The organism is Microbulbifer mixtoriginis (SeqCode) (assembly GCF_052467945.1).
Genome location: NZ_CP174328.1, coordinates 1,768,806 through 1,794,721, shown reverse-complemented (window position 1 = coordinate 1,794,721; position 25,916 = coordinate 1,768,806). Strand labels below are relative to the sequence as shown.

The following is a 25,916-nucleotide window of genomic DNA, read 5'->3' as shown; positions in this document are numbered from 1 at the left end:
ACCGATATCAATTAGTGAGAAAGTCCGGAAAGTTCTGCTGTAACTCTTTGGTTAGGTCATGATCAGGAAAACGTGTAACAGCCTTTCTCCAAATCTCCATAGCTTCCTCTTCAGCACCAAAATTCCAGTAATATCCTCCTAGATTAAACCATGCTAGATCATAATCAGGGTCAAGATCTATGGCCTTCTGGTATGCAAAAAGGCACCCATGAAAATCATCAAGCCCTTCACATGCTACAGCCACCTGAAACCAGCTTTTCGCATCCGGAAGATGATTCTCAGCTTGCTCCAAAAGGATTGGAAATGCTTCTTCGAATTCTCCCAAAAAGTTTAAAGCCGTCCCAAGGCAATATCCATATAGTTCCGGCTCTAAATCGAAAGCTTTTCTGTAATTCGCTTCAGCTTCGATCCAGTCATTATCACATTGTGCCCAATGACCTACCCTGTCCCACCAAAAAGCAATATCAACATCACCGCCTTCTATAACCTCTAGCGCCTGGTTTTTAAATGTATCAAAGTCAAAATCAGTATCTTCACCATGAAACCGAATGTTCAACAGGCAAAGCAAACGCTCCTGCTTGGCCTGCAGGCTCATTGAATTTTCTTGAAGATAAAGATTCCAGAAACTTATGGCTTTCTTGGAAGACTCTATAGAGTCACGCCCAAAAACCATAACTTGCCTTGCACACCAAGGCCAAACCCAGTGAGATTTGCCTGCGTTAGATATCAAGGAATTTATTTCACGAAATGCAGCGCCGGCATCTCCATTATTGAAAAGAGCTTCAACTCTCCATCCCTGTAAAGACAAACTATGATCACTATAGCCTCTTATAAAGACTACCTGATCAAGATGCTCTAAAACCTTGGAGAAATTTTGTTTCTTTCTATAACAAAGAGCTAATGCAAAATGGGCCTCAGCCAATTGTGGAGAAAGCTCTAAAGCCTTTTTGTAGTAGCCAAGAGCCACACTCTCGTCATCACTCAAGTGCTCCATAACTGAGCCCATGTTTTTGTAGCACTGCGCAGATAAATCAGAAGACCCTAGGCGGCTAAGCTCAACGAGAGCATTATTGTAGACATCTCTTGCCTTCTCATATTCCTTCAAGGCCAGCCACCCATTTCCCATTGAGTAGAGTAAAGATCCTAGATCAAAGCATTCCAGCTCAATAACCTTTCCTATTTCTTCTATACCTACTCTAATTCGATCTTCATCAACTTTTACTCCATTTATGCCAAGATTAATCTCTGCCATGTAAGCGAAAAGCATATCTTTAGGATGGAAGGAAAGCTCTACTTGGAATTGATCAAAAGAATTGCTTATAGCCTCGTCTTTTCCAGCATGATAAAACTCTTTAAGCATCATCTTAGCTTGATTATAATCCGCTGGAACAATAACTCTCTCTTTTGTTTTTTCTATTAACGTAGAAAACTGATTTGGCGGAGTATTTGAATACAAAATCCGTTCATTTCTTGATTGTTTTGCAAGAGTTAAAGATCTATCTTTTAGCTTTTCTTGAAAATCAATATCAAACTTATGAATAAAATTAACAGTTACCGATTTTTGATTACGCCAGCCTGAGCCTTGATGCTCATATTCTCTATAGACATCCTCCACATAACGAACCAACAAACGTTTTGTAGGGACGTGATAGCAAACATATATAGAACACGGTTGCTGTAATAGGTAATTTAAGTTACTTTTGGCAACGGAGCGACTAACAGAGTCGTCGCTTAACTCTTGGCATTCAGTACCTTTGACCTGAACATGAATGCGCACATTCGTCATACTATCGTTGTTAATAACTTCAAGCTGAAAGTCAGTTCCATAATCACGTCGGTCTTCTTGTTGTATATGAAAACATGCACACTGACTAATAGAAGTACGAAATGCTGTTTCTGCTACTTCTTGTATCTTATGGTTGCCATCCCGTTTAGGGAAATCGTCTAAATGTTCCAAACTTGTCCTTAAAATAAATTTATCAACAACTTCAATAACAAGGAAATGCTAAAAGACTGCATATGATCAACTACAGCTTTCCCAAATCTATTGGGTTCTCAAATCCTACCGATCCACCAAGATAATCCTTGAGCAAAACTTCAAGAGTATTGACCTGTGCCTTGTCATTTGTATAAAACGCCAGCGGGACCGAGACAGTAGAAACGGAAGGTATTGATAGGTGGTAGCACACAACAGCAAAGCTATCCTGTAGCAGTAAAACTTCAGTTGTACCTTTTAAAAATCCTTCAATGAACTTGTAGCAATACTCCTTATTCCTCAGTAGGTTATGCCATTCTTTAATCCCACGTTTATCACTCTCTCTCGCAATAGGAAAATAGAACTTTGGTTTAAATAACCGCTTTGGGTTATTGCCAGTTGTCGTAGCACTCTCTTCTAACCATGACTTAACAGCCGTATATCTGTCCGACTTCCCCCAAAAACTATCGCTAGGCGCCAGCCAGGTTAGCTCTTTAACACCATCCTGGTGGTGCTCTTTTAGTTGTTTAAGTTCACTACTCAAGCGAGATTTGATGTATTGCCAGTTTCCCTCTTGGTAAATAGGACCCAACATTAGCTGTAACTTTGATTCATGCTCGCGAGAGCGAGCGATTTCTCGAATCAAGCTAGATACATCAATACCACTAGAGGAAATGAACTCCCCTGTTACATCGTCACCTACTGCCTGCATTGCATCTGCTACATCAGGCAAGTTATTTATCTGATGAAAATTATTGATAGTCCGGGTAATAGCATCAAAAACAGGCTCATCATATTTAAATGTATCAAGATCCTCCCTTTCAACAAGATTGCCAAAGTCATCAAAGAAGAATGTATGAGGTAGTCGTTTGTTGCCCTGCCCCACCCGCGTAACAGCGTCCATCTTGTAAATTGAAGGTAACGTCTCTGCATCTCTAGGAGAAATATCCGGCATATAGCCTTGCTCTAATAAATAATAGAATTGTGCTTGAAACCCTTTACTTGCGTATTTATCACTCAGGCCCCGCTTTTCACTAGAAACAGGGACGGAGATGCCAGCATGCCAGCCATCTCGACCGAAATTTGTCCGAATACAATTAAATCCAGCCAACTCAAACGACAGAGTGATATTCTTGGTCTCAATACTTGTGACCTGCGGTGAATCGCCTTCAGCAACAAAGTAGCCTCTCGCTCGTGGCGTTAGGTCAATCAAGCCGTCATCGCAATACGTTAGCTCGTCCTTGCCAACAAGATCTCTCAGCACTTCTTTTAGCTCTCGAGATGATAAATCTAAGTACCTCGCCAGTGATTCAGGTGCCATGGGTGCTAAATGAATAAGCCTCAAAGCAAACTCTCGAATGAATGGTAGTCTTCGTTTTGTTACGTACGAAAACTCAATAGCGAAGCGATGAAAAGGCAGTAAAAAATCGATTTCATGAAACGGTATTTTGTTACTTTCCATTTCGCTTACCTCGCTTCATATTGCTTCGCTGAACAGGCACCACTTGGTACTGTTCGTCATCTTGTTTTTCTATGTAAGACAGCACTTTCCCTAAGGGCAGGTTTTGATTTTTCCCCTTCCACATTCGGGCATCACCTACAATAACCAATCGATCCATGGCGCGAGACAACGCTACGTTAATACGATTAGGGGACCGTAGGAAACCAGGTGATTGGTCTGCGATAGACCGTGTAACGGAAAGAATTATGATTCGGTTCTCTTTGCCCTGGTAGCTATCAACCGTGTCAATTTTTATCAGGCTTTTAAAAGCTTCACCCCAGGGGGCTTCTTTGAGTTTCTGGCGAAGAATTCTTTTTTGTTCGCCATACATACAAATAACACCGATTGCTACCTCTCCACCTTTCACATGACCTGATAGACTAGCAATAAATTCTGAATTTCCACTTATTTCAGACAGCAACTTGACGATAGCATTGGCTTCAGAACGGTTGTAAATACTGACACCTTTATCACTGAGATGATGTGCTCCTTTACCATTAGCTTGTGTATCCACCCAAGTGACGTAAGCATTAAACAGCCTATGTCCGGAAGGATAGATATCAGGTATTGCCCTATCACCATTGGCTAGATCATTGTCATAAAAGCAATGAGATACCATGGTTCCTATAGGTGGTGCCATACGATACTGTGTAAGTAACTGTGCTCCTGTTTGCTTACCGTACTTAGACTCAAACGCTCTAGAAAAATCACTTGCAATTAACTCATCAATATCGGCAGACTTGCTAGCAATCCCCAACTTCCTGGCCAGTGCCTTTTTATGAGGCTCCGTGTACAATGGCGGTAATTGCTGATGGTCTCCAACTAACAGAACACGCTTCCCTGACTGCATAGCGATTGCGAGTTCACTGGCAATTGACCGAGCTGCCTCATCTATAATTACCCAGTCGTATTGGTTTTCAGAAATGCCCATATGACGTTGACCAATACCGACGCAAGTACCAGCAACTAGCTGACGGGAACGAGCTAAAAATTCGTCATAATTAACACGCTCAGTATTTAGAACGTCAATCATATCTCGAGATATCTTAATCAACGCCCTCGCCTTTTTCGCTTCATCCGGTCGAACGGCATATCGCTCATCAAGTAACGTTGCAATCACCGATTCAAGGCCCAGCAAATCACTTGGCAATGCTGGAATACTGATACCTAAATCAGCAATTCGCTCGCTGAGAACTTGCGATAACTGCTTCCCTTCCTTACGCAAGGTAGCTACTTCTGATGGCTCTCTATTCGTGCTATTTATCTGCTTACTGATACGAATCGCTTTTCGAATGAGACCGACAATAGAGACTTCTACCTCAGTGAGCCGCTCCAGGTAGTTTTCGTCTAATCCAAGCGGTTGAGCTAAAGCCTTAATGCGATACTTCGCATCAACTTTGAACAGGTCTCGTTTCCCGCTAACAATTGACTGAGAGTAAACGTCTTTCAAACCATCTGATACTGCGCTCTCGCGGTTGCTAAACCTAACAGCTTCCAACGTGGTTCCGAGTGATTGGCAGTGTCGCCTAATACGCTCTGCCGCCGTATTGACAGCCTCATGAGACTGGCTTACCAATAAGATGTTATGGACATTCTGCTTTTCTACTAGATAGTGTACGAATGCCGCAATAAACTCTGTCTTCCCTGTACCGGGAGGACCTTGCAACATAGATAACGGGCCATAGCTAATCAGTTTTTGAAAAGCTTCTCGTTGTTTTTCATTTAAACTGATTGTGTTGCCATGCTCATCAACACGGTCATACCTGGCAAAGTCCTCCTCAGTGATCTCAATATCAAAACTCTGAGGGTCTTCCTGACAATCCGGCTCAAAGTAATCTGCCAGCTTTTCGATAACCGCATCTTTTCCGAGTATGCGGGCCAATGCATCCTTACGCTTCTCATAAGACTTGCGATCAGCAGAACTCCTAAAGAACACTATATCGCCATCTGATAACCTTTTTGCTCTCGGACGCACCTTAGTTAATCTTACCTCTTTCATTTCAGATGCTTTTAAGACCACCTCTCCAATCTTAACCTCGTCATCTCCATTGACGATGATAGCTTCAATTTCATCTTTTTTACCGAAGCTATCTAATGCATCTTTCTCACCCTCATAAGGAATGACCAGGTCGTCTTCGCTCCCCTTAGGAGCAAAGACATCACCATTAACGCAAACATATGGGTGCGATTCCGTTTCCGTATCGATGATTGCCTGCCATAGTTTCCTGGTCGATATTTCTAGCTGCTCTAGCTTTACATGGTCCTGGTCCGCCTTTTTAGGCTCTGTAAATGCCTCCTCGATTAATGGTGATATATCACGTTCATCATTTACAGACTCAGCAATTTCAAGTTGCTCGAAATGCTGAGTAATGGTGCGTTGAAATGCATCATGCTCTTTGAGTGCTTCATCCAGTTCCACCAGATTTGCATACCCAGGTTCTATTTTTACAGCAAATGGCAAGTCCAATAATGCTTGGTCTCGAACAAACCTACCAATCCCGTTGTGACTAACATTGGGGGCATATCCATTGATCACGCAGCCTTGTGTTTTGGAATAAAAGAGCTCTACGTTACCACCTACGCCTATTATCTTAATGATCGCCTCATTTTGTTTATCTTTAGGGTGATCCCTCAAGTGAACAAATAACTGCCCATTGTCAGGATACAGTGTTATCGGTTCAAATGTCCCGCGTAGTGTGATGGTTTTGATATCGAGGCCGTGTGCCTCCTCCAACATAGGGTTTTCGAGCGCAACCTTAAAACGTCCCAGGCTTTTAAAGCCAAATTCAACATCTTGCAGTTCAACGCCAATGGCTGATGAGATAGCGGGGTACACTAAAGACTCTTCTCCCCAGGAAATATCCAGCAACTCACAACTCAGTCGCATTGTTGCAAAGATGTCGCGTTCAAACGCCGAACAGAAATCTATGTTTTCTGGACTGTACTTATGATTTTTCGACTCTTCTGCATCTAAGCTAAAGTCAGGTGTATCCACCAAGAACAGTTTTAGTTTCTGTTCGGATGAAGAGATCATCACATTCTCAGGATGTAAATCGCCATGTGCAAAACCAAGTCCGTGATAATGCTCTACGGCATTGACAAGTTGATTAATCAGGTCAAACTTTTGTTCATCCTTGATAGTCAAGGCACCCCAAGTAGTGCCTTCTATTTTGTCACTGACTAAAAACAACGCTGAAGTTTTGTTGGCAATGCCGAAATCAGAAATGCAAGGAATAAAACTTGGCGCCATAGCTTGGAGCTTTTCCACTTTCTCGAGGAAATAATACAATTTTTGGCCAAGCCCAACCGTCATGCTCAACGGATTTACATTCAGCCAAGCTTTTACGATACGTCCATTTGATTCGTACACTTCTTTAGAGCTATCATCAACCAAGAACTCACCCTCTTCACGAAACTTTCGGCCGTGACTGAATTCGTACTGATAGGGTTCCAAGAGAGAGAAATCAAACTGTTGTGATTTGGAGCTTTGGGGTTCGGCCTCTGTAAATTCTGTTTGGAATTCTGATGCGTAACCGTAGCTTTCACCATCAAGTGCCTTTTCCAGTACCCGGGCGTACCATGAGTCAGCCTCTGCTATCTTTTGAGGTAAATCTGCAATAGAAGCCGGTGAGAGTCGGGTCCCGGTTAAGATGTGCCAAGACAGTATTGCTAGAGAATAAACATCCATATGAAATGGTGTGGTTCTCTCACTAACTAGCATCCCTTTCGGTGCTTTGCCCGCGTTGACAGACAGCTCAGCACGAGCTGGACCGATAGTACCAATCGGTTGGTGATAGGCAGAGATAAAATTAGATAAAGCTACTTGCTTACTCGGTGAAATCCAGATGCTGTGATCACCTAAATCTCGATGGGCCACCTTTATTTTGTGTAAGTGGGAAAACTTATCCAATAACAGCTTCACCAATGCAACACGGTCAGCCTCAGAAAAATTAGCTCCGTATTTGGCAACGAATTCGTTGAACCGCTTGTGCGCCGGCGGCAATTCATATACCTCATTGTATCTAGCCGTTATTTTTTCTTTTTCCGGTATCGTCAATGAGGTCAGACAATGATTATACAACTCTAGCTTTTGCAGCTTGATGTACTGCAATACTTCCCGTTCACGGGAAACAATTTTGAAACGACCACCAGGTGTTTTTGAGTCAACGCTAGATAGCTTGGAAAAATCCCAGCGACGGATTAGCGCCACTTCATTCTTATTGGACACGGCTGTTGCCGTATACTCCTTGTAGAGATTAAGATGATGTCCATCAAAAATGAGCTTCTGCGATTGCCACCCAGCAATAGAGAATGGTTTGGCCTCGACCGCGTCATCATTACCAAAGAGCAGATCATTAAACAACGTGACATCATCTAATAACGATTTGGAATTTGGATGCGGCTTAAAGCGCTTGTCATACTTTTTTGCATCAACCAGCGTTAAAAACGCTTTCAGCGTGAGCGTGTGTTCCTTGTCCGGCGATTGGATACCATTAATATCTTCCGTACCCGTCATGACCACCAGATGATGTACGTGAGGCAGGTACCCCCGATTGGTCAGCTTGTTCTTTAATGGTTTAATTTTTTTTTCAATAAGATATTTCTTATTGAGTGTAATTTCTACTGGTGACTTTCCACGATCCTCTCTTCCTCGATACCAGTTTGCTCCACGGCTAGTTACTTTACCTTTCCAATCCTTGAGCTCAACAACTAGGATGTTGCAATGAGTTATAATCAATAAATCGAATTCGCCTTCCTTGCCCTTACCGTCAGTAAATCGAAATCCCGCATAACCTTGCCAGTTATACATGGGGTTACTCTTTAGTGCTTGAAGCGCGTTAAAACCTATAGAGCGTTGGGGCTTACTTTCTTGTGCTTGTGAACTGTTGGAAAAGGTTTTTTCTATCTTTTTGATGGCAACAACTTCATGTTCTTCAAGTCCACCTTCCCAGTATCTGATATCCATATTGTAATTATTACTCTTTCAAAAATTATCTATAGGTATATGCTTTCCAAATAAATTTAAAGTTCACATACTATATTTACTGATCTTATCTTTATTGATATCTGAACCTAAAGACTTAATGAAAATCCACACCATCCAAAAAATGTGCTCCATCGACGGTAAGTACATTCGTGTAAATCTCGGTACTGTCCACCGACTTGTGCCCCAGCAGCTGACTCACATACTTTAGCGGTCGCCCATGCAGTAACAGGTGAATCGCAAACGAATGCCGAAACGTGTGAGCTGAAATGGCGAAGGGGGCACCCCCTACTCTGTCCACCAACGCATGAATATGCCGGTTCACTGTCTGCCGACACATCGGGAAAATTCGCTGTTTTTTTTGAAAGCGATGGGAGTGTAAATAACTCAGAATGCGGTCCCGGGGAGTGCAGTCCACGATGGGCACATACCGTTTAGGGGATCGTTGCAGACTGGCTTTACTGGGTCGACCAGGCTGCTGTTTGAGCGTTTTCAGGATCACCCCAAAATCGTAGCCATCCTCCACAAAACTACTGGGTGTCAGGGCCAGGATCTCGGAGATTCGTGCACCAGTAGTCCATATTAGATCGAAAATCAGCCGGTAAGTCGGGTGCTTTTCTGCATCAAGTAATTGCAAGATCTCAGGCTTGAGAAGGTAGACCGGCATAGTATCGATCGTCTCAAGCACAGCGGGCCGCTTGGCGATAAGGCGATCCCAATCGATTTGTACGGACTGGATCGGAAAAGCCACACCCGAAGCTTCAGGTGGATGAAAGAGGCGTCGTGAGCGCGGTTTCGGAAATCCGTTGTCTGGAGGGAGATTTTGTACCATTTCATCCTGAATCCTGGTGCAAACTAGGCCACATTATATGGGAGCTGGTCCAGGTAACTCAACATGCCTGACAATTCAAATACAGGGTAAATAGGCATGCACCAGAATACTCTCAAATGGTGCACTTATAATCGAATTTTTAATGCCTATCCTGATATATATGTGAATTTGCTACTCCTTCCCGGGAGAGTGATGATGTCCAGCCCGCTTTTTGACCCACGCTTCGAGCAAGCGCGATTTGTCCTGCAGCCGGACTCGTTGGTCCCACAACAACGTCATACTCCAGTAAAAAAGCAAGGGTTTTCATCGTTTATTTTGAAAAATGAGCTTAATTAAGCTTCTGGATGTTTAATGTAATAAGGGAGCAATCCAAAGGCCATCTGGTGCTGGCTGTGCTGTTTGATCCAAAGGTTCCTGGAAGTAAGTAACAACTTAATCCTTAACAGACGAGTCCATATTTTTATTGGATTCTAAGCTCCAACATTATTCTCTATTATATGTCGTATTAACTAATATATCTTTGAGCCCAGGCTCCAATAACATTGCCGACATATTCAGCATCTGATTTCTTCATAAGCAAGTGATCGGCTTTATCTAAGGAAATAAAACTTTTTGGATGGTGCGCAGCGCTAAATATTTTTGCAGCATGATCAATAGAAACAGTGCTATCTAGTGGTGAATGCATAACTAGTAAAGCTTTCCTTAATTCCTTAAGGTTAACCAAGATGTCTGCTTCATTTATATCGTCAATAAACTGCTTTTTAAGAGTAAACTCTCGGCCAGCAAGCACCACTTTTGCCTGCCCTGTTTTATTGATGTTATCGAGCTTATCTTTAAACATATGTTGGATATGTTTTACATCACTTGGAGCGGCTATAGTAACAACAGCTTTAGCTGTCTTTAGCATACCAGCGGCTTTTAATACGGCAGCACCACCAAAACTATGCCCAATTAGCAATTTTGGTGCTTCAAAGCGGTTTTCAATTTCATTGCAAGCACTAAGCAAGTCTTCAACATTAGATGAAAAGTTAGTATTGGAAAAATCTCCATCACTGTTACCTAACCCAGTAAAATCAAATCTTAATACTGATATTCCTTTGCTAGTCAATGATTTGCTAATAGCGCTCGCAGCAATGATATCTTTTGAGCATGTGAAACAATGTGCAAAAATTGCATAGGCCTTTGGGTTTCCGGTGGAATTCTCTAATTTACCCTTTAATTCTACACCGTCACGATTTGGGAAATTAAATTCCATAATATTATCCAATATATATTGATGAATCACTTCAACTTTTCAGAACACTTCTTCACTTCTTTTAACTGGTTCATATTGAGGTAAAGACGCCCCATTGTCCGCTCCAGTTACTTCAACCATTGCATGGACCTACAAAGCCGCATTCGACTTTGCCAAAGTAATTAATGCTTGTATCGCCTTCTATCCGAATCAAGTGGTAACCGAAAAGGTTGAGGCCTTTTCATGACATTATAAAAATTGGTGATTACACCGGTATAAGATAGATGGCTATTTGAACTGTATCAATCAATCCATATGACTGCTTGAATATAGGAATTCCACGGATTTCCGTGAAGGCCTAATGCCCTTAAAGAAAATAGAAACTTTGCGATTTGTTATACTTCTCCACCTTTCTGCAAGCACTTGTAGCGAAGGATCACCCCGCCCGATTTAAGGGCGTCCGCCCGCATGAGTTCGAAATTCTTCTGGATGGCGTCAGCTTTGAAGAGAGGTGAGCCTGCTCCAAGCACGATGGGTGCAAGGCATATCCTGTATTCGTCTACCAAGCCCCTTGCGAGCAGAGTATCTACAAGGTCTGCGCTTCCGAAAACGAAGATATCTCTCTTCCCTGTCTCCCTCTTCAGCGCACGAACGTGTTCGCCGGCCTCGCCTTTTAAAAGGCGAGTGTTTGACCAATCGGCGGTTTCAAGTGTGCGCGTGATGACAGCTTTCTCAAGTGAGTTCATCATGTCCGCAACCGCCCCGGTTTCATTCCTCCAATGACTGGCCATCCCCTCATAGGTGCAGCGTCCAAACAACAAGGTGCCGATTTCATCGCCCTGCTGAAGAGAGAAAGCTTCTAACTCGTCGCCCCACACTGTTCCGTGATGGTCCAACGCCCAGGGCGCAGTGCCTTCAAAGTACCCGTCCAACGTCATCACATTCCAAACAACTAAACGCCTCATATCCTGTTTCTCCTAAACAAGCGATTGAGTAGATGAATTCTTCCCTTTGTAGCTGGATGATGTGTGGCAGGCACCTGTATTAGCCATATTCGTTGTGTCTACGCCACCAATGATACGGCTGTGTCTGCTGAGTGCCGTCGGGAGCCGCTTCCCAGTTTTCCTGGCGGCCGAGCGGTGTGAGATCCAAAAGAGTCCACACCGTGCCAAGTGTTTCGACACCTCGGCCGTTAGTGAAATAGGTTCGATAGAGGCCCTTTCCATCGCGATAGAAAACGTTGATACCAAATCCGGTAGCCACATCGAAATCAGCGTTGAAGCTGTTCTTGGTTTCATACCAGGGTATGGCCCAACTCATACGTTTCTTGAATGCCTCTATCTCAACGATCGGCGCTTTTGACACAAAGACGAGAGAGGTGTCTCGGGCATGCAGATGGGCAAGATGAGGAATCTGATCGGCGACCATGCAGCAGCCTTCGCACGGGCTGGGATCAGCGGGCTTCAACATATGGTGGTAAACGATGAGTTGTGAATGGTCATCGAACAAGTCAGCCAGAGTCGCAGTGCCTCCTGGACCCTCAAAGGCATAATTTTGTTCGATCTTCACCCAACCCGAATACCGTCGTTTTTCTGCCAGCCGGTCGTGCGCTCGGGTCAGCTCCTTTTCTGCTTTGCGGAGTTCAGCGAGTTCATCCTTCCAGGCCTCCGGTGACAGGATCTGCCGGACTACTCCGGAGATCTCCTTAGTTTTCCTGCTCTGAATTAAAGCCATAATCAGCTCCAGATCTTGAGTGAAGTTGTGAAGAGTACTTCTCCATGAACTCATACTTCCTCGGCGGCTGCCTCTATCGTGGCGATATCGATCTTACTCATGGACATCATCGCCTTAAAGGCACGCTTCGCTTTGTCACGATCAGAGTTCGTTGTCAGATCCAGAAGCTGTCTTGGTGTAATTTGCCACGAGTGGCCCCAGTGATCCTTGCACCAACCACAGGCGCTTTCTTGTCCACCATTACTGATGATCGCCTCCCAGTAGCGGTCGGTTTCTTCCTGATTCTCGGTGACAACCATGAAACTAACGGATTCATTTGGCCTGAAATTCGGACCGCCATTCAGACCAATAAACTTGCGCCCGAGTACGGTAAATTCGACAGTCAGTTCACTGCCTTCCTGACCGCCAGGGTAGTCGGTCACCGCTTGATTAACTCGATCTACATGACTATCTGGAAAAGTTGCGGCGTAGAATTCCGCCGCCTTCTTTGCTTCGCCATAGTTAAACCACAGGCAGTTTACGAGTTCGGTCATATGTATTCTCCTATGCTTTGGACAGTATGCGGTCTCTTCACCGTCAGCTTTGAGGGTTGATGCAATGCGCTCCATATCGTAACTGCGCTCTGGTTCAGGTTCGATAAAGCCCCCTGCCCCTTTGGTGTTTGTGATGAATGGCGGTCTCCGTACCCTCCCGAGGAGGATGTTCTGTTACCTCACTCGGCATGATAAATATCGTCTAGAACTGCTTAACCAAATCTGCGCTATTCCAAAGGTCGCTGGAGGTCGATGCGAGTTGTTCATCGATGCATCGTTTTTTATCGCTCCATAGCGCCTTTGCCTGAAATTATTTTGCTGCGGAACTTGGCTATTCTCGAAACCCGTGTAGCTGGTTTCTTGACTGAATTTAAGTTGAAGGCATAGCTTCTCTGGCGCCCTGGTGTTAATGCATGAAACGCTTCTGCAAGCTCGGGGTCGGCATCCATGGCTTCAACCAGTTCATCTGGGAGCTTGATATCGCGTTCTGCTTTTGGGGGCTTAATGCCGGCTTTGGCATATCCCTTCGCTTCCTCGATGTAAGCTCGTATAACTGATTCGAGCTTTGTCACTTGGTCGTTGGATTTCAGGGGGATCATATGTGGGTGTTGGGTATTCTCACCACGCTTTTGAAGTAAGCCTTTGGGGTCTTTCAATAACGCCGCATCCATAAAGCTAATGAGGAATTTCTCTCGAAACGCTCCAAGGATGACAATATTTCGACCGGCGAATGTGTAGCAAGGCTGCCCCCATTTTACGTGCTCTTCCAGATCCATGCTCTGGCATATCCGGCGCAACTCATTAAGGCCGGATTTCCATTTCTGGGTCGAGCAATCAGGCGTTGCAAAGCGTTCACAACGTCCACAACCTTTCGAGAAATAATCTGCGATATCTGAAATCATTGCCATAACCGGTTGTCCCGTATGAGCAAAGTCCCTGCCACTATCAAACTATCATTTTTCCGGAGTTAGATTATGATGTCCCCTCCCCTACGGCTTCTACCTTTGAACTCTCGTAATTTAGCAACTATGGCGTTCCATATTTATCTGTGAGTTTTGATCAGCGTCATAACCAGCATTCAACATCTCCTATCATTTACGCCAGCTTGAGATTGGGCTGACGGCGTTAATCTTGTTGAAGCGAGAAGTCTCCAGTGGTGATACTTCCATCCCGCATGTAAGTTACGCAAATAGCGCCACTATCTGTCGTCGTAGATTGCTGTACATGGAACCCCAAAGGGATCACACCAGCACCGAAGAGGCGCTTTCCTTTGCCCAGAACCAAGGGAAAAATCAGCAGTTTAAACTGATCTACCAGGTCTGCTTTATTCGACTTCCACCCTTGTTGCTTCCAGGTAAGCGGCGAGATTAGAAAGAGCGCACTGCCATCCATTGCGTGTTCCGTCGATCATTCCCAAACCGACCAGAGAGGTGATCTGTATCGTCACCTGGAGTTCAGTCGCGCGCTTATTTTGACTAATCGCCACGGTGATCAAAGAGGCACTCAATAAAGAGTCGTCGGTATATACACGCTCGGTAAAAAGCAGGCGATGCGGCTTACTGATGTCGTAGTAGTGTGTTTCGACTCGGAATTGCAGATCATTCTTTTGGCCGCACCGATGTACGTCAAGGCCTCCGACGCGAAAGTCGTTTTCAATAAACTCGACTGCCTCATCCTTAGAAGGTGCCCCCCATATTGAGCGGGCTTTTGGGTTTTCCCATGCTGAAAAAACCTGTTCTGCTGGTGCTTTGATTGTTTTACTGATGGATATGGTGTCGTGCGATAACTGTTGGCTCATGCTAGTCCCTTTTCTTAATGGCAGTTCCCAGGCTACCGACTAATAGTTAGCTGATTGGATAACTATAAAAAGCAATAATAGTTAGGTCAATGGATAACTTACTAGTGGCGTAAAAGAGTAAGAGAATTGACCTCTATCTGCACAAAGTGAGGTGCAATGACATAACAACTATGATCGGTAATGTCATAAGAGGGTGCGGTATGTGAGCCGATCACACCCTCCAGTTTTTTAACAGAAGATCAAGTAGTCGGCTATTGGAATGGAGGGGTGACCTACAGGGTTTGTAATATGGCACCCTGTATCTCTATCGTACTCAGTCATCCTGTCCTTCAGCGCCAAGTGCTTCGACAAAGCTCGCCATTCTTGCCATCCGGCCTTCCCACTGGGCCGTCTGTGTATTAATCCAAGTTTCTGCAGCTGTCAGTTGCTTCGGCTTGATCTCGCAGGTTCGTACGCGCCCAATTTTCTTGGATCGGATCAAACCCGCATCCTCCAGCACACCAATGTGCTTCATGAATGAAGGTAGTGCCATTTCAAACGGTTTAGCGAGCTCGGTGATTGATGCCGGTCCGCTGGTCAGGTGCTGAATGACAGCGCGGCGCGTTGGATCTGCTAAGGCTTGGAAGACTGTATTCAGATTTTCGTGATTGTTACCCATTTGACTAAGTATATAGGTGTAAAATCGTTAGGCAATGGCCGCGGTTTGCTAATGCCCGTAAAAAACACCCTAACAAAAGTGCTTCATCTCCTCCCTAAAAGATATGTTTTAGTGTTAACAGAAAGCAGGAAACCTCCTGATAAAAAGAACAAGGTGCAATAGTGATCGATTTTTCCTATCAAGCGGACGTTCAAACCAAGCCTATCTCCTACACCGTCAGGGCAACTCCGGAAGAAGTCTTTACAGCCTGGGTTACGCCGAGCATGGTTGAAAAATGGTGGGGGCCTGACGGTTTCACTACGCGTGTGCTCAATCTCACGGCAGAGGTTGGCGGGAGTTTTGCTTTTGAGATGACAGCTCCAGACGGTAGCTCTTGCGTAATGTCTGGAGTATATCGTCGTGTCGATAGACCGAAGTTTCTAAGTTTTGAGGTCCATAAACATTGCAATCTCAGCTTGCCACATGGCACCGAACCGCAAAAGAATTCGTCATTGGTCGAAGTTGTGTTCAAAAGCAGTGAACTTGGCACTGTCGTTTCGCTTACGCATACACTTCTAAACCCTGACTACGCAGAGCTGGCGGCGATTAGTTGGGCCCAATCACTTCGATGTATGGATGATCTATTTTCTGGATCGGCAAATCTGATCTGAGGGTGATTGATTAAAGTCGTGACTTTAATCTCACTGGTTAAGAATGTTTATTTCAGGAGCCTCAGGTCTTGGATCCTTGGCACAACAGTTTGGGGGGCATGATCCCTGGTCAACTGAGCGCAAGCTCAGCTGTGTCGGCCTCGCTTTCCGAATCGATGCCGGCTGGGTCGTTCTCGGTTGGATCAAAACTGTCGGCACGTGCCATACGCCAGGCCCGGGCATAGAAGCCCCCCTCGTTATGCGCCCTGAGCAATTCGCCAGGCTTGAGGTAGACGTGGATTTGCGAAAATAGCTGAACTTCTGTGCCACCGGTACGGCGTACTAGGTGTTTTCCTTCTAGCTGTGCTGGATGCTCTAATCCGGCGGCGGCTAACATTTCGGCCAGGGTACGAAGGGTGTTGTGGTGGAAATTATGTACCCTGTCGGCTTTCTCCGGCACCACCAGGGCTCGCTGCCGCAGCTTGTCTTGGGTGGCCACGCCCGTGGGGCACTGGTTAGTGTGGCAGGATTGAGATTGGATACAGCCGATTGCAAACATAAAGCCGCGTGCCGAGTTGGCCCAGTCGGCCCCTATAGCCAGCACACTGGCAATATCGAACGCCGAGATTATCTTGCCGCTGGCACCTATCTTGATCTTGTCTCGCAGGTTCAGGCCGACCAGGGTATTGTGGATAAACAGTAGGCCTTCGCGCAGGGGCACGCCGATATGATTGGTGAATTCCAACGGTGCTGCTCCAGTACCCCCTTCCTTGCCATCTACCACGATAAAATCTGGCAATATGTCACTTTGGAGCATGGCCTTTGCGATGCCCATAAACTCCCAGGGGTGTCCGAGGGCCAGCTTAAAACCCACTGGTTTACCGCCGCTAAGCTCCCTCAGTTGTTTGATAAAAGTCAGCAACTCAAGGGGGGTAGAAAAGCTGCTATGGCTCGAAGGTGAGATGCAGTCCTCGCCCTCAGGCACGCCGCGGGTGGATGCTATCTCCGCAGTCACCTTGTGCCCGGGTAGGATACCGCCATGGCCGGGCTTGGCGCCCTGGCTGAGTTTTAGCTCAATCATCTTAATTTGCGGGTTACGAGCCTGTGCCTTGAAGCGGTCTGGATCGAAGCTGCCGTCCTGGGCTCGACAACCAAAGTAACCCGAGCCTATTTCCCAAATCAGATCGCCGCCGAACTCACGATGATAGGGGCTGATGCTGCCCTCTCCTGTATCGTGGGCAAAGTCCCCCAGCTTGGCGCCCTTGTTCAGGGCCCTGATGGCGTTGGCACTGAGGGACCCAAAGCTCATAGCGGAGATATTGAAGATCGAGGCCGAATAAGGCTGGCTACACTGAGGTCCCCCTATGAGCACCCTGAAGCTCTTGTGCTCTCTGACCTCCTTGGGGCGTATGGAGTGATTGATAAACTCAAAACCAGGTTCGTAGACGTCAATTAAGGTACCAAAGGGTTTGGATGCATTCTCATTCTTGGCCCGGGCATAGACTAGGGAGCGTTGGGCCCGGGAAAAAGGCAGCTCGTCTTCTTCTCCTTCTAACAGATACTGGCGTAGCTCTGGGCGAACACGTTCCATGAGATAGCGAATATTGCCCAATATGGGGTAGTTACGGCGCACCGCATGGGATCTTTGAATCAGATCGTAAATTCCGAGGAGACTCAGAAGGCTGCTGATTGCGGCAATAGGCCAGAGCCAGGAGTAAGAGTCCAATTGAGTCAGGCTGACGATAGTCGTGAGAACACAACAGCCAAAAAATGTATAGCGATTGAGCAGGAATAATTTCATCATTGTATTTCGTACAGGCTATTGCTGTTTTCTCTCCTTGAAGAATGTATTTTCTATCAGCTCGGAGTCAATCGCATTTACGTGGATATTCTATGTAGTTACTTCACTAACTCACGTCTTGATCAATCTCGCCAAGAAAAAGCTAGTGTATCAATTAATACATAACCATCAATAAACTGCATATCATCGATATAAAAAGTCTCACAATAAGTTTCAGTTTTGAGGGTTATATATAATCCACTACGTCAAAAGACTGCCCAGTTTCATTGGTTAAAACTGCATGACGATACGCTTTTGCAGTGTCCGACGCTGAGATGCCACTAGAACTATCCATACCCATCATATCCATGGTTTCTTTCACAAAATGTGGACTAACAGCATTCAAACGAAGCTTATGGCCGAGCTCTAACGCTGTGGCTTTCACAAAGGATTCAATGGCCCCATTCACCAGGCTGAGTGCAGAACCGCCCCGCATAGGATGTTGAGCCAAAACACCTGAAGTTAAAGTGATACTGCCACCCTCTCGAATATAGTCACGGCCAATCTGGAAAATACTAATTTGCCCTAACAACTTACTGTTGATAGCTGCTTTAATTTGATCAAATGTCAGTTCCTCAACTGGCGCAAAAACTGCATTTCCTGTGGCTGAAACTACGGCGTCAACTTGGCCGACTTCCTCAAACATGGCCTTGATAGATGCCCTGTCCTCAATATCAACTCTGTAGTCGCCTTTGCTGTGACCTACTTTTACAACTTCATGGTCATTAAGTTCAGCCACAACTGATTTACCAATGGTTCCGTTAGCGCCAATCACTACAATTTTCATACTTCTATTCCCAAAACGATTCCTCAATAGCTAAGTATGGTAGCTGTGAATAGTTGAGCTAAATATCATTTCATTTGTGAGAGGTTCTTTATGAGTAAGAGAATGCTTGTGGGAGATTAAGTTTAGCTAAACTACGAACTATCAAATTTATAATGGGCAGAGCCCGCTCGCTTATTCTTCGTCTAGATGAGGTTACTAATGGCTACTGTACGAGCCACAATTAAGGGCCAATTAATACCCTGCTAAGGCTTGTGCAATTTTGCGTCCTTCAAGATAATCCTACGAAGCATTTATACCTTCAAATAGACTGGTAACGGCAAACTCGGCTGCTTGCTTTGTGCTGATTTTCCTCTGGCTGATCAGCCACCAAGCCGAGTAAATCTGGGCATCAATCATTGAGGTTATCCACTCCACTGGCAGATCTTTACGAATATCTCCATCTCCCTGTGCTTGTCGTATTAGAGCCGATAGATCTTCCATCTGCTGACCATAATATGCCAGCACCTCCGGATCATTTTCGGCAATATTCCACAGGGATAGGAGAAAGTGATAACTGTCAGCCAAGGGCATCAAGGCCACAACCCCTTGATGGATCTTTTCTCGCGCTGAGAGCTGTGGATCTGTATGAATTGGTTCCAGAGCCTGGCTGGTCAGCATAAAGCACTCTCTGGCTATTACTAGGATCAACTCCTCCCGGGTTTCAAAATGACGATATAGCGTTGCCCTTCCCACACCGGCTATCGCCGCAACTTCTTTAAGGCTGGCTTTTGGGTTGTTCACCAGTAGTTCCTTTCCAGCTTCAATGAGGCTGGTTCTGGAGCGAGTAGCTCTAGAGTCAGTGGTATTCATAGTTCTCCGCTTAAATGAGACACTCTTGTCTCACTGTCAAAATGCCTATATGATACATATATGTCTCACAAAAATGCCAGTAATGAGAATAGTCGTATGAATACTCATGAGAGAGATCTGTTATCTGACTATCAACGAACGGCTGAATCCCAGCTCCCCGATGCTCGTTGCCTGCCCTTCGGGGCTTATACAAGCGAGGCCATCTTTCAGCGAGAAATGGAGCAAATCTTTGAGGACGGTTGGGTTTTTATTACAGCTGAATCCAGTCTGGCCAAACAAGGTGATTACTTTGCCTTAAATATCGGTCGTACCCCCGTAGCTCTAGTCCGTGGTGCTGATGGACAATTACGCGCTCTATCTAATACTTGTCGACACAGAGGCACGCCATTATTAGATGCTGGTTTTGGCAATGCTAGCAAACGGCTAGTCTGCCCATATCATGCCTGGAGCTACAGCTTGGAGGGTTCTTTGCAGGGGGCACCGTTCACCGGCAAGGAGGAGGTAGATAAAGCTAAGCACTGTCTACCGGTTTATCGGCTAGAAATCTGGTGTGGCCTGGTGTTTGTTGATATCAGTGGTCAAGCGCCTCCTCTTTCAATGCAACTTGCGGGCTTACCGGATTATTTACCAGCCAATCAGATTAATGTCTTTGATGAATTCGAGCCTGGGAAAACTGAGCGCTGGGCCGCCAACTGGAAGGTTGTGATGGAAAACGCAATGGAGAGTTATCACCTGTTTAAAGTTCACCGGAAAACCCTGGAAACGGTTACGCCAACTAAAGATGCTTATTACTCTGCCGGCTGCCTTAGGTGGACACTGACCGGAGGTGCAATTAAATCCTACCTTGGCTTCGGTAAGTCAGAACACTATCAATTATTGATGCTACCCCCTAATTTTACCGCCATTATCGACTCAGGCTCTTTAAGCTGGCTGGCTGTTATACCCTGCCATGCCGGTGAAACAGAAGTGTTATCCGGTTCGCTAGTTTACAGAGGTTATGGCAGCAACCGTTCTGCACGGAAATTCGCTGATAAATTTTTTGCAGAGGACCAATGGATTTGTGAGCGGGTTCAACGAGGTATGAACTCACCCTCTGGAAAAGGCGGTACACTGGTTGAAGCGGAGCGTATCATTGTTAATTTTCATCATTTCCTGGCTTCACGTTTATTTGATCGCAATGACAGAGCTAAAACTCAAAATGCTGTAAAGCAAGGAGAATGAAAATTGAAACTTAGATATGCCTTATTACTGTCGGGTGTTATTACGGGTACAGTAACTTTCCTGGCTTGGGCCCAACCATTGGCTCCACAGGCGAGAGCTCCCATAGCAAATGAGGCCACTGCACCTTCAATTACGTCAAAACCTATAGTTAAGTCTGTAACGCAAACACAAACACAAACACAAACGGAGGTGTTGCCAGAGAAAATCTACGGTATGACCCGTACAGCGGCCTTGGAGGAGTCTGGTAATCTAGTAGAGGTATTGTTGCAGAACAAGGATATTCTCAATCGGCTGAAACCGGGTTCACATAAGGTATTTATTATTTATCGGGGGTTCTCAGAGAATTATCAAGAGGCTCAAATAACGGTAGGACTGCCAAAGGAAAGTTTCTTTCTGTACGATGGTGCTAGTGAGGCGATGCCAGCAGGTGAAGTTATCCGTATTGGAGGTGGCACGGACATTACCTCGACTGGGTTAGAAGAACATTGGAAGAAGGTTTCTTTTGGTTCAACCCTGCAAGCTGTCGTAGAGAGATATACCCTGTCGGAAGTTGGGGCAGTTCAATTTGTCGATGTTTATCAGATAAACCGAGAAATAATAAAGTGAGCTTTCTAACAACAGTTTTTACACAAGAAGAAATTAATTATTTTGAAAGCTGGGTGAATGAGGGGTTCTTTCTGCTGGCCATGGGTTTGTTTGTGTTGGAAATGGTGCGCTATGCGTTTAAGCGTAAATTAACTCTAAGTATGCTGGGTGATTCAGTTAGCAACTTTATCACCCTATTCGCTTTTATAGTAATCACTTCATTAATTGCTGCAGTGTTTTATGTGGCAACATTTGTCTATGTTTTTGAAAATTTTAGTATTGTCCAAATACCTATTACAGGTTGGAGCATATTGGCCTGCCTTATCTTGGCGGATTTGGCATATTACTGGGAGCATCGCTTTGCTCATAGTGTCAATATAGCTTGGGCTTCCCATACTGTACACCATAGCTCGCCCTACTTTAACATTTCTGTGGCCTATCGATTTGGGCCTTTAGATGGACTATTCCCGTTATTTTTCTACTTACCATTAGCTATGCTTGGTTTTGATCCGTTCCTTATCTTCTTCTGTGAAGTAGTCGTACAGGTTTACCAAACACTACTTCATACAGAATCTGTGAAAAAACTGCCGAGGCCAATCGAATGGATTATGAATACCCCATCTCACCATAGAGTACATCACGCTACCAATCGTGAATACTTGGATAAAAATTATGCAGGCATTCTAATTATCTGGGACCGTATGTTTGGTACCTTTGCAGAGGAGAAAGCAACTGTGCGCTATGGAGTTTTTCCCCGTATTAAGAGTTTTAACCCTATCATTATCTTCTGTCATGGTTATGTCAAATTGACCCAGCAAATCTGGCGGGCTGATGGGTGGAAGGAGCGTTGGCAGCTACTGATAAAGCCATCCTGGATGGCTGTGGGAGCGTAATCAGAAGCATGGAAGATGACAAGTTAGCCTTTGCTAAATTTTCAGTGAAATTATGTTAGGTTTTAGGATGGGGAGACTTTAATAATTCAGGGAGGAATTTCTTGTTAAGAGTAAAATAGTCCAGCTAGAAATAACAAACGGAGCGGTTAAAATAATAAGGTCAATACCCATGAGAGCTATTGCGATAGGAACAGTTAATACACTTCCTGAAAGTGGAACAAACCATAGCTTACTTCTACTTGTTAAGGCAATAGCACAAAGTGATGCATTGTAGCCAAAGATTCCGGCAAGAATGAGTGTTGTCGATAAAGATAGAAGCTCAGCCAATAATGTAGCAAATAGCCCACTAATGATGCCCCAAAGGGCATGTAACTTATTGGAAATGAAAATCCCAAGCAAAAAACAAGCCCCCGTAATGGCATTATTTTGGAAGATAATCTGGCCTATGCCTTCGAATATCCCCCAAGTTGAGATTTTGTCACTCATCGATGTTGTAGCTGGCTCAAGATTGAGTGCCGGAGCCATGGCCCAGATAACCCATATCACCAAAATGTATGGTGCGGTATAAGCCGGAAGAGGAAAGTGAATCATCATTAAGTGCATCATTAAAACGGTTAGAGCGCTTCCCGCAATAATTAAGAAAACGGTGAGTGATGATGGTGCATATAAAGAGAAAATGACTACACCAATCAATGCGCCATTATACCCAAATAGCCCCTCTTCAATATCATTCACCGGGTAATGTTTAATATGTGCAAAAATTGTTGAGGAGATAACACCAACTAGGACTCCAATAGCCATAGTGATGGAGTTAACTGCCACACCAAACAAAAACAAAGCTCCACTCAATGCGTTCTTCTGTAGGATGACTTGGCTAATTCCCCTGAGTAGGCTGACAAGGAAACAACAGACCTTTGTGGATATCGATTTCTTCATAAGTCGCTCAATCTAATTCACTCCTTTGTACTCATTGACAATATGACGAATGAAATACTGAAACTTCTGTAGATATTGGTAGTCGATACTCTTTCAGCTATTTGATTGTTTTAAATTAACTATTGGTTAGGTATTGTAAACGTATATTGATTTTCCTGACTGACTTCTTCAATAGGTACTGATCGCCATGGATCGACGTGATTTTTCTAAAGTTTTTTTGGGGGCTGCCATCGCATATACCCTGCCCCAGCCACTCTTTGCGTTAGACGCTTTATCAAATAATACAGCGAAAGGTGTAGACGAGCTTCAACGTCTTGTACGTCATCGTATTCTTAAGCAGCATGGGGCACATGCCGCGGTTACAGGCACCCTGAAGCCCTCTGGTCGTCGCATCATTACCGTTCGGGACCCTGAAGCCAAGGATGACTACCAGCTAGGCGGTGATACCATTTTTGAAGTTGCCTCGCTAACTAAGATTTTTACCGCCCTGCTATTAGCTGTTGAAGTCGTACATAAGCGCGTAAGGCTCGACGACCCACTTCAGGATTACGTACCAGACGGAGTAAAGGCTCCAACTTTTAAAGGGCGACAAATCACCCTCACCGACCTGGCTACACATGGTGCTGCATTGCCGCTTAGGCCTAACAACCTTGCTACATCGGTACCCGATGCGCCGAATAAATATGCAGGTTATTCCTTTGAACAGCTCTATGGCAGCTTACCAAGTTACCATCTGCAAACTAGTCCAGGCTCTCAATTTAACTATTCAAACCTGGCTTTTGGACTTTTAGGCCAGGGCATTGCTTTGAAGTCAGGCCGCTCTTTTGCAGAGATACTGCGAGAGCGTGTAACAGAGCCACTGGGGTTGAGTGACACTACTTTAGAGGATGACCCGAGAAAGGCAGCTCGACGCGCTCAAGGCCATGACTTTTACCTCAGCCCGATTGGCCCCACTAGTGATGGTGTGCTCGCACCGGCTGGTGGTTTGCGCTCTACTGCCAACGATCTCCTCACTCTTCTCGACTTGTTCACCAACGGCCAGGGCCCTAAGGATTTGGTGGCTGCCTCACGTTTGATGTTGTCGGTCGATAGGCCTGGAGGCAATGATATCACTCGTATGGCCCTGGGTTGGCGCAGAACGACGACTCATGGAGAAACCTATTATTGGTCTAACGGCAGCAGCGATGGATCACGCACATTTATGGGCTTTAACCCAGCACGGAGAGCCGGTGTTGTTGCCTTGGCAGATGCTGCGAGTGGCGAAGGATTAGACGATATCGGCCACCATTTTTTGAACCCCCAGCATACGGTATCTACTAAGATCGTCCCTACCCCAGATTTCATTACTTTACCTGAGAAAATTCTTTTAAGGGGGATCGGACGCTATGAGCAGGCTAAGGACGATGTCATCGAGATTAGTCGTGGCTATACGGGCCTTATTGTTTCAGCGGGATACGGAGAGTTCGTCATTCGACCGCAATCATCCACACTATATGCATCTAAGATGGTACCAGGGCTAACTATCGAATTTGAGGGAGCCGATGTGGGCCCTGTTGTTTCGCTGACCCTCCGCCAAGATGACAAAACCTATATCTACAAGCGTGTACCTTAACTTGGAAGTCCAGAGAAGAGCTTAAACTCTTCTCTCTTCTCTTTATTATTAAGAAGGCCCCTACACACTCAACGTACAGTAAGAACACATAGTTTTATACTTCGTGATTGGGGTGGAATTGACAAGAACGAATTACATAGCGGCCGGCGATCACCAATTGTTAACATAATCCAACATTAGCAAAAGACAGTTCAAGTTTTTGTGGTTTAAGTGGGCCACGTTGGAAATAGTTGAAAACCCCAGCACAAAATCATTTGGGCTCAATTTAGGGGGTAAGTTTATCTCTTAAAATGGGTGACCTGGTGTTTCCATTTTTGATCTTATAAATTTAATTAGATCAATACCTCCTGGTGAGCTGTGTACTGAATCGATTGAATTTATTTATGTATACGCTTGGGATTTCTCAATAAGTTTTGAGAGGCATTTCTGAGAGGTTTTTCCGCCTTTGTGTTGAGATTACTTGCAGAAATTCATTTCTCTACTAATTACATACCTTATCCCTACGTCGTTAAGGATGCTCAGAATTTACTCATTATTGGGGATTTTGATAATAATTTCGATACTAATTTTGGAGAGTTCATATGAAGATGTCCTACCGGTGGCTTAAATGTTTCCTCGCCGTACTTTTCAGTTTCACAGCGGCTTCACAGATGGTAATTGCGGGCAATAAAGATAATCTAATTACTAATCCGGCGGCACTTGAAGCCATGGGTTTTGATAGGGCAGCGTCTAATGTATATGTAGCTGAAGGGCTTGACCCAGAAAGTCCATTTGATTTTTCCTTATATGCATCGGGTAATCCTGATTCCCAAGAGGGGCTATTCCCCACAGGGAGCACAGACTATTCACCAATTATGCCGAAGTCATTTATTGGGCGGCAGGATACTACTGGGTCGGAATGGTTATATTCCGTAGGAGGTGGCACTGAGCTGAGCCGGCTTGGCACTGAGCGGTTTGCCGATGCCCAATTTTGGGATCTACCTAATGGTGGAACCTTGGAGTTTTTTCGGTGGTGGTGGTCTGATAATGACCCCAATTCTGCGATGGCAGCTATGCTATTTGAGGTTTGTCAACCGGCCTTCGGCGCTGGTGCAATAACATTCACACTTGTAGTCAATAGTACGAGCACTGATGCAGCTAATGGATCAACCGCAATTAACATCCCTAGCCGCCCGATTAATACACAAAGCTGTTATTACCTTGCAAGGGTAAGGTTTGATGCTGCTACCAACCTTCTAAGACTGCAAAAAGTTCGGCTCCAATTTATTCACCCATGAAACTGCTCAAACGCTAGTTGGTATTCTTATGTGAGGTC

Annotated in this window: 21 protein-coding genes; 6 read left to right on the top strand and 15 right to left on the bottom strand. The window is 45.0% G+C overall.

The genetic code is table 11. The features are described 5' to 3' along the window. Positions 1-7: 7 nt before the first annotated feature. From ACJJIJ_RS07925 to ACJJIJ_RS07875, 11 genes are all read right to left on the bottom strand, one after another. On the bottom strand, positions 8-1,957 hold the full coding sequence (locus ACJJIJ_RS07925; RefSeq protein ID WP_444939193.1) for a DUF4365 domain-containing protein: 1,950 nt from the start codon (positions 1,955-1,957) through the stop codon (positions 8-10). Between the two features lie 70 nt (positions 1,958-2,027). Then, positions 2,028-3,437, bottom strand: coding sequence for a hypothetical protein (locus tag ACJJIJ_RS07920; RefSeq protein WP_444939192.1), 1,410 nt, complete (start codon positions 3,435-3,437; stop codon positions 2,028-2,030). Continuing rightward, entirely contained in the window at positions 3,427-8,442 is a 5,016-nt protein-coding gene (locus tag ACJJIJ_RS07915; protein ID WP_444939191.1) for an AAA domain-containing protein, read from the bottom strand. Before ACJJIJ_RS07915 ends, ACJJIJ_RS07920 begins: the two co-directional genes overlap by 11 nt. A 115-nt stretch (positions 8,443-8,557) precedes the next feature. Next, positions 8,558-9,211 carry a tyrosine-type recombinase/integrase gene (locus tag ACJJIJ_RS07910; protein WP_444939190.1) on the bottom strand — a complete coding sequence of 218 codons (654 nt, stop codon included), beginning with the start codon at positions 9,209-9,211 and terminating at the stop codon, positions 8,558-8,560. 586 nt (positions 9,212-9,797) lie between these two features. Next, a complete protein-coding gene (locus ACJJIJ_RS07905; RefSeq protein ID WP_444884873.1) occupies positions 9,798-10,547 on the bottom strand; it encodes an alpha/beta hydrolase family protein in 750 nt (249 codons plus the stop codon). Positions 10,548-10,921: 374 nt separating this feature from the next. Further along, positions 10,922-11,491: a dihydrofolate reductase family protein gene (locus tag ACJJIJ_RS07900; RefSeq protein WP_444939189.1), complete on the bottom strand. Its 570-nt coding sequence runs from the start codon at positions 11,489-11,491 to the stop codon at positions 10,922-10,924. Positions 11,492-11,570: 79 nt separating this feature from the next. Continuing rightward, positions 11,571-12,260 carry a DUF899 domain-containing protein gene (locus ACJJIJ_RS07895; protein ID WP_444939188.1) on the bottom strand — a complete coding sequence of 230 codons (690 nt, stop codon included), beginning with the start codon at positions 12,258-12,260 and terminating at the stop codon, positions 11,571-11,573. Positions 12,261-12,310: 50 nt separating this feature from the next. Then, positions 12,311-12,793, bottom strand: coding sequence for a VOC family protein (locus tag ACJJIJ_RS07890; protein WP_444939187.1), 483 nt, complete (start codon positions 12,791-12,793; stop codon positions 12,311-12,313). 281 nt (positions 12,794-13,074) lie between these two features. Then, on the bottom strand, positions 13,075-13,701 hold the full coding sequence (locus tag ACJJIJ_RS07885; RefSeq protein ID WP_444939186.1) for a YdeI/OmpD-associated family protein: 627 nt from the start codon (positions 13,699-13,701) through the stop codon (positions 13,075-13,077). A 416-nt stretch (positions 13,702-14,117) separates the two neighbouring features. Next, positions 14,118-14,591 (bottom strand): SRPBCC family protein, encoded by a 474-nt coding sequence (locus ACJJIJ_RS07880; RefSeq protein ID WP_444890283.1) that lies wholly within the window; start codon positions 14,589-14,591, stop codon positions 14,118-14,120. Positions 14,592-14,904: 313 nt separating this feature from the next. Continuing rightward, positions 14,905-15,249 (bottom strand): ArsR/SmtB family transcription factor, encoded by a 345-nt coding sequence (locus ACJJIJ_RS07875; protein WP_444884880.1) that lies wholly within the window; start codon positions 15,247-15,249, stop codon positions 14,905-14,907. Positions 15,250-15,410: 161 nt separating this feature from the next. Between ACJJIJ_RS07875 and ACJJIJ_RS07870 the strand changes: the two genes are divergently transcribed. Next, the gene (locus ACJJIJ_RS07870; protein ID WP_444939185.1) at positions 15,411-15,899 is read left to right on the top strand and encodes an SRPBCC family protein; all 489 of its coding nucleotides are present in this window, start codon (positions 15,411-15,413) and stop codon (positions 15,897-15,899) included. A 109-nt stretch (positions 15,900-16,008) separates the two neighbouring features. Here the strand turns inward: ACJJIJ_RS07870 and ACJJIJ_RS07865 are convergent, their stop codons facing one another. The 3 genes from ACJJIJ_RS07865 to ACJJIJ_RS07855 form a co-directional block, all read right to left on the bottom strand. After that, entirely contained in the window at positions 16,009-17,682 is a 1,674-nt protein-coding gene (locus ACJJIJ_RS07865) for an FMN-binding glutamate synthase family protein (protein ID WP_444939184.1), read from the bottom strand. 223 nt (positions 17,683-17,905) lie between these two features. After that, positions 17,906-18,505 (bottom strand): short chain dehydrogenase, encoded by a 600-nt coding sequence (locus ACJJIJ_RS07860; protein ID WP_444939183.1) that lies wholly within the window; start codon positions 18,503-18,505, stop codon positions 17,906-17,908. 279 nt (positions 18,506-18,784) lie between these two features. After that, positions 18,785-19,354 (bottom strand): TetR/AcrR family transcriptional regulator, encoded by a 570-nt coding sequence (locus tag ACJJIJ_RS07855; RefSeq protein WP_444939182.1) that lies wholly within the window; start codon positions 19,352-19,354, stop codon positions 18,785-18,787. Between the two features lie 60 nt (positions 19,355-19,414). Here ACJJIJ_RS07855 and ACJJIJ_RS07850 point away from each other — a divergent pair, with 60 nt between their 5' ends. The 3 genes from ACJJIJ_RS07850 to ACJJIJ_RS07840 are packed head-to-tail and all read left to right on the top strand — an operon-like array spanning position 19,415 to position 22,053. Next, on the top strand, positions 19,415-20,575 hold the full coding sequence (locus tag ACJJIJ_RS07850) for an aromatic ring-hydroxylating oxygenase subunit alpha (protein WP_444900750.1): 1,161 nt from the start codon (positions 19,415-19,417) through the stop codon (positions 20,573-20,575). A 3-nt stretch (positions 20,576-20,578) separates the two neighbouring features. Continuing rightward, positions 20,579-21,181 carry a hypothetical protein gene (locus ACJJIJ_RS07845; protein ID WP_444939181.1) on the top strand — a complete coding sequence of 201 codons (603 nt, stop codon included), beginning with the start codon at positions 20,579-20,581 and terminating at the stop codon, positions 21,179-21,181. Then, on the top strand, positions 21,178-22,053 hold the full coding sequence (locus ACJJIJ_RS07840) for a sterol desaturase family protein (protein ID WP_444939180.1): 876 nt from the start codon (positions 21,178-21,180) through the stop codon (positions 22,051-22,053). The genes ACJJIJ_RS07845 and ACJJIJ_RS07840 overlap by 4 nt, the downstream gene beginning before the upstream one ends. A 78-nt stretch (positions 22,054-22,131) precedes the next feature. On the opposite strand, the gene ACJJIJ_RS07835 is transcribed toward ACJJIJ_RS07840, so the two are convergent. After that, entirely contained in the window at positions 22,132-22,989 is an 858-nt protein-coding gene (locus tag ACJJIJ_RS07835; protein ID WP_444939179.1) for an urea transporter, read from the bottom strand. Positions 22,990-23,176: 187 nt separating this feature from the next. Here ACJJIJ_RS07835 and ACJJIJ_RS07830 point away from each other — a divergent pair, with 187 nt between their 5' ends. Together ACJJIJ_RS07830 and ACJJIJ_RS07825 are read left to right on the top strand one after the other, a co-directional pair. Further along, positions 23,177-24,601 (top strand): serine hydrolase domain-containing protein, encoded by a 1,425-nt coding sequence (locus ACJJIJ_RS07830; RefSeq protein WP_444900754.1) that lies wholly within the window; start codon positions 23,177-23,179, stop codon positions 24,599-24,601. Positions 24,602-25,182: 581 nt separating this feature from the next. Then, complete coding sequence (locus tag ACJJIJ_RS07825) at positions 25,183-25,878, top strand: hypothetical protein (RefSeq protein ID WP_444939178.1); 696 nt, start codon at positions 25,183-25,185, stop codon at positions 25,876-25,878. Positions 25,879-25,916 lie beyond the last annotated feature (38 nt).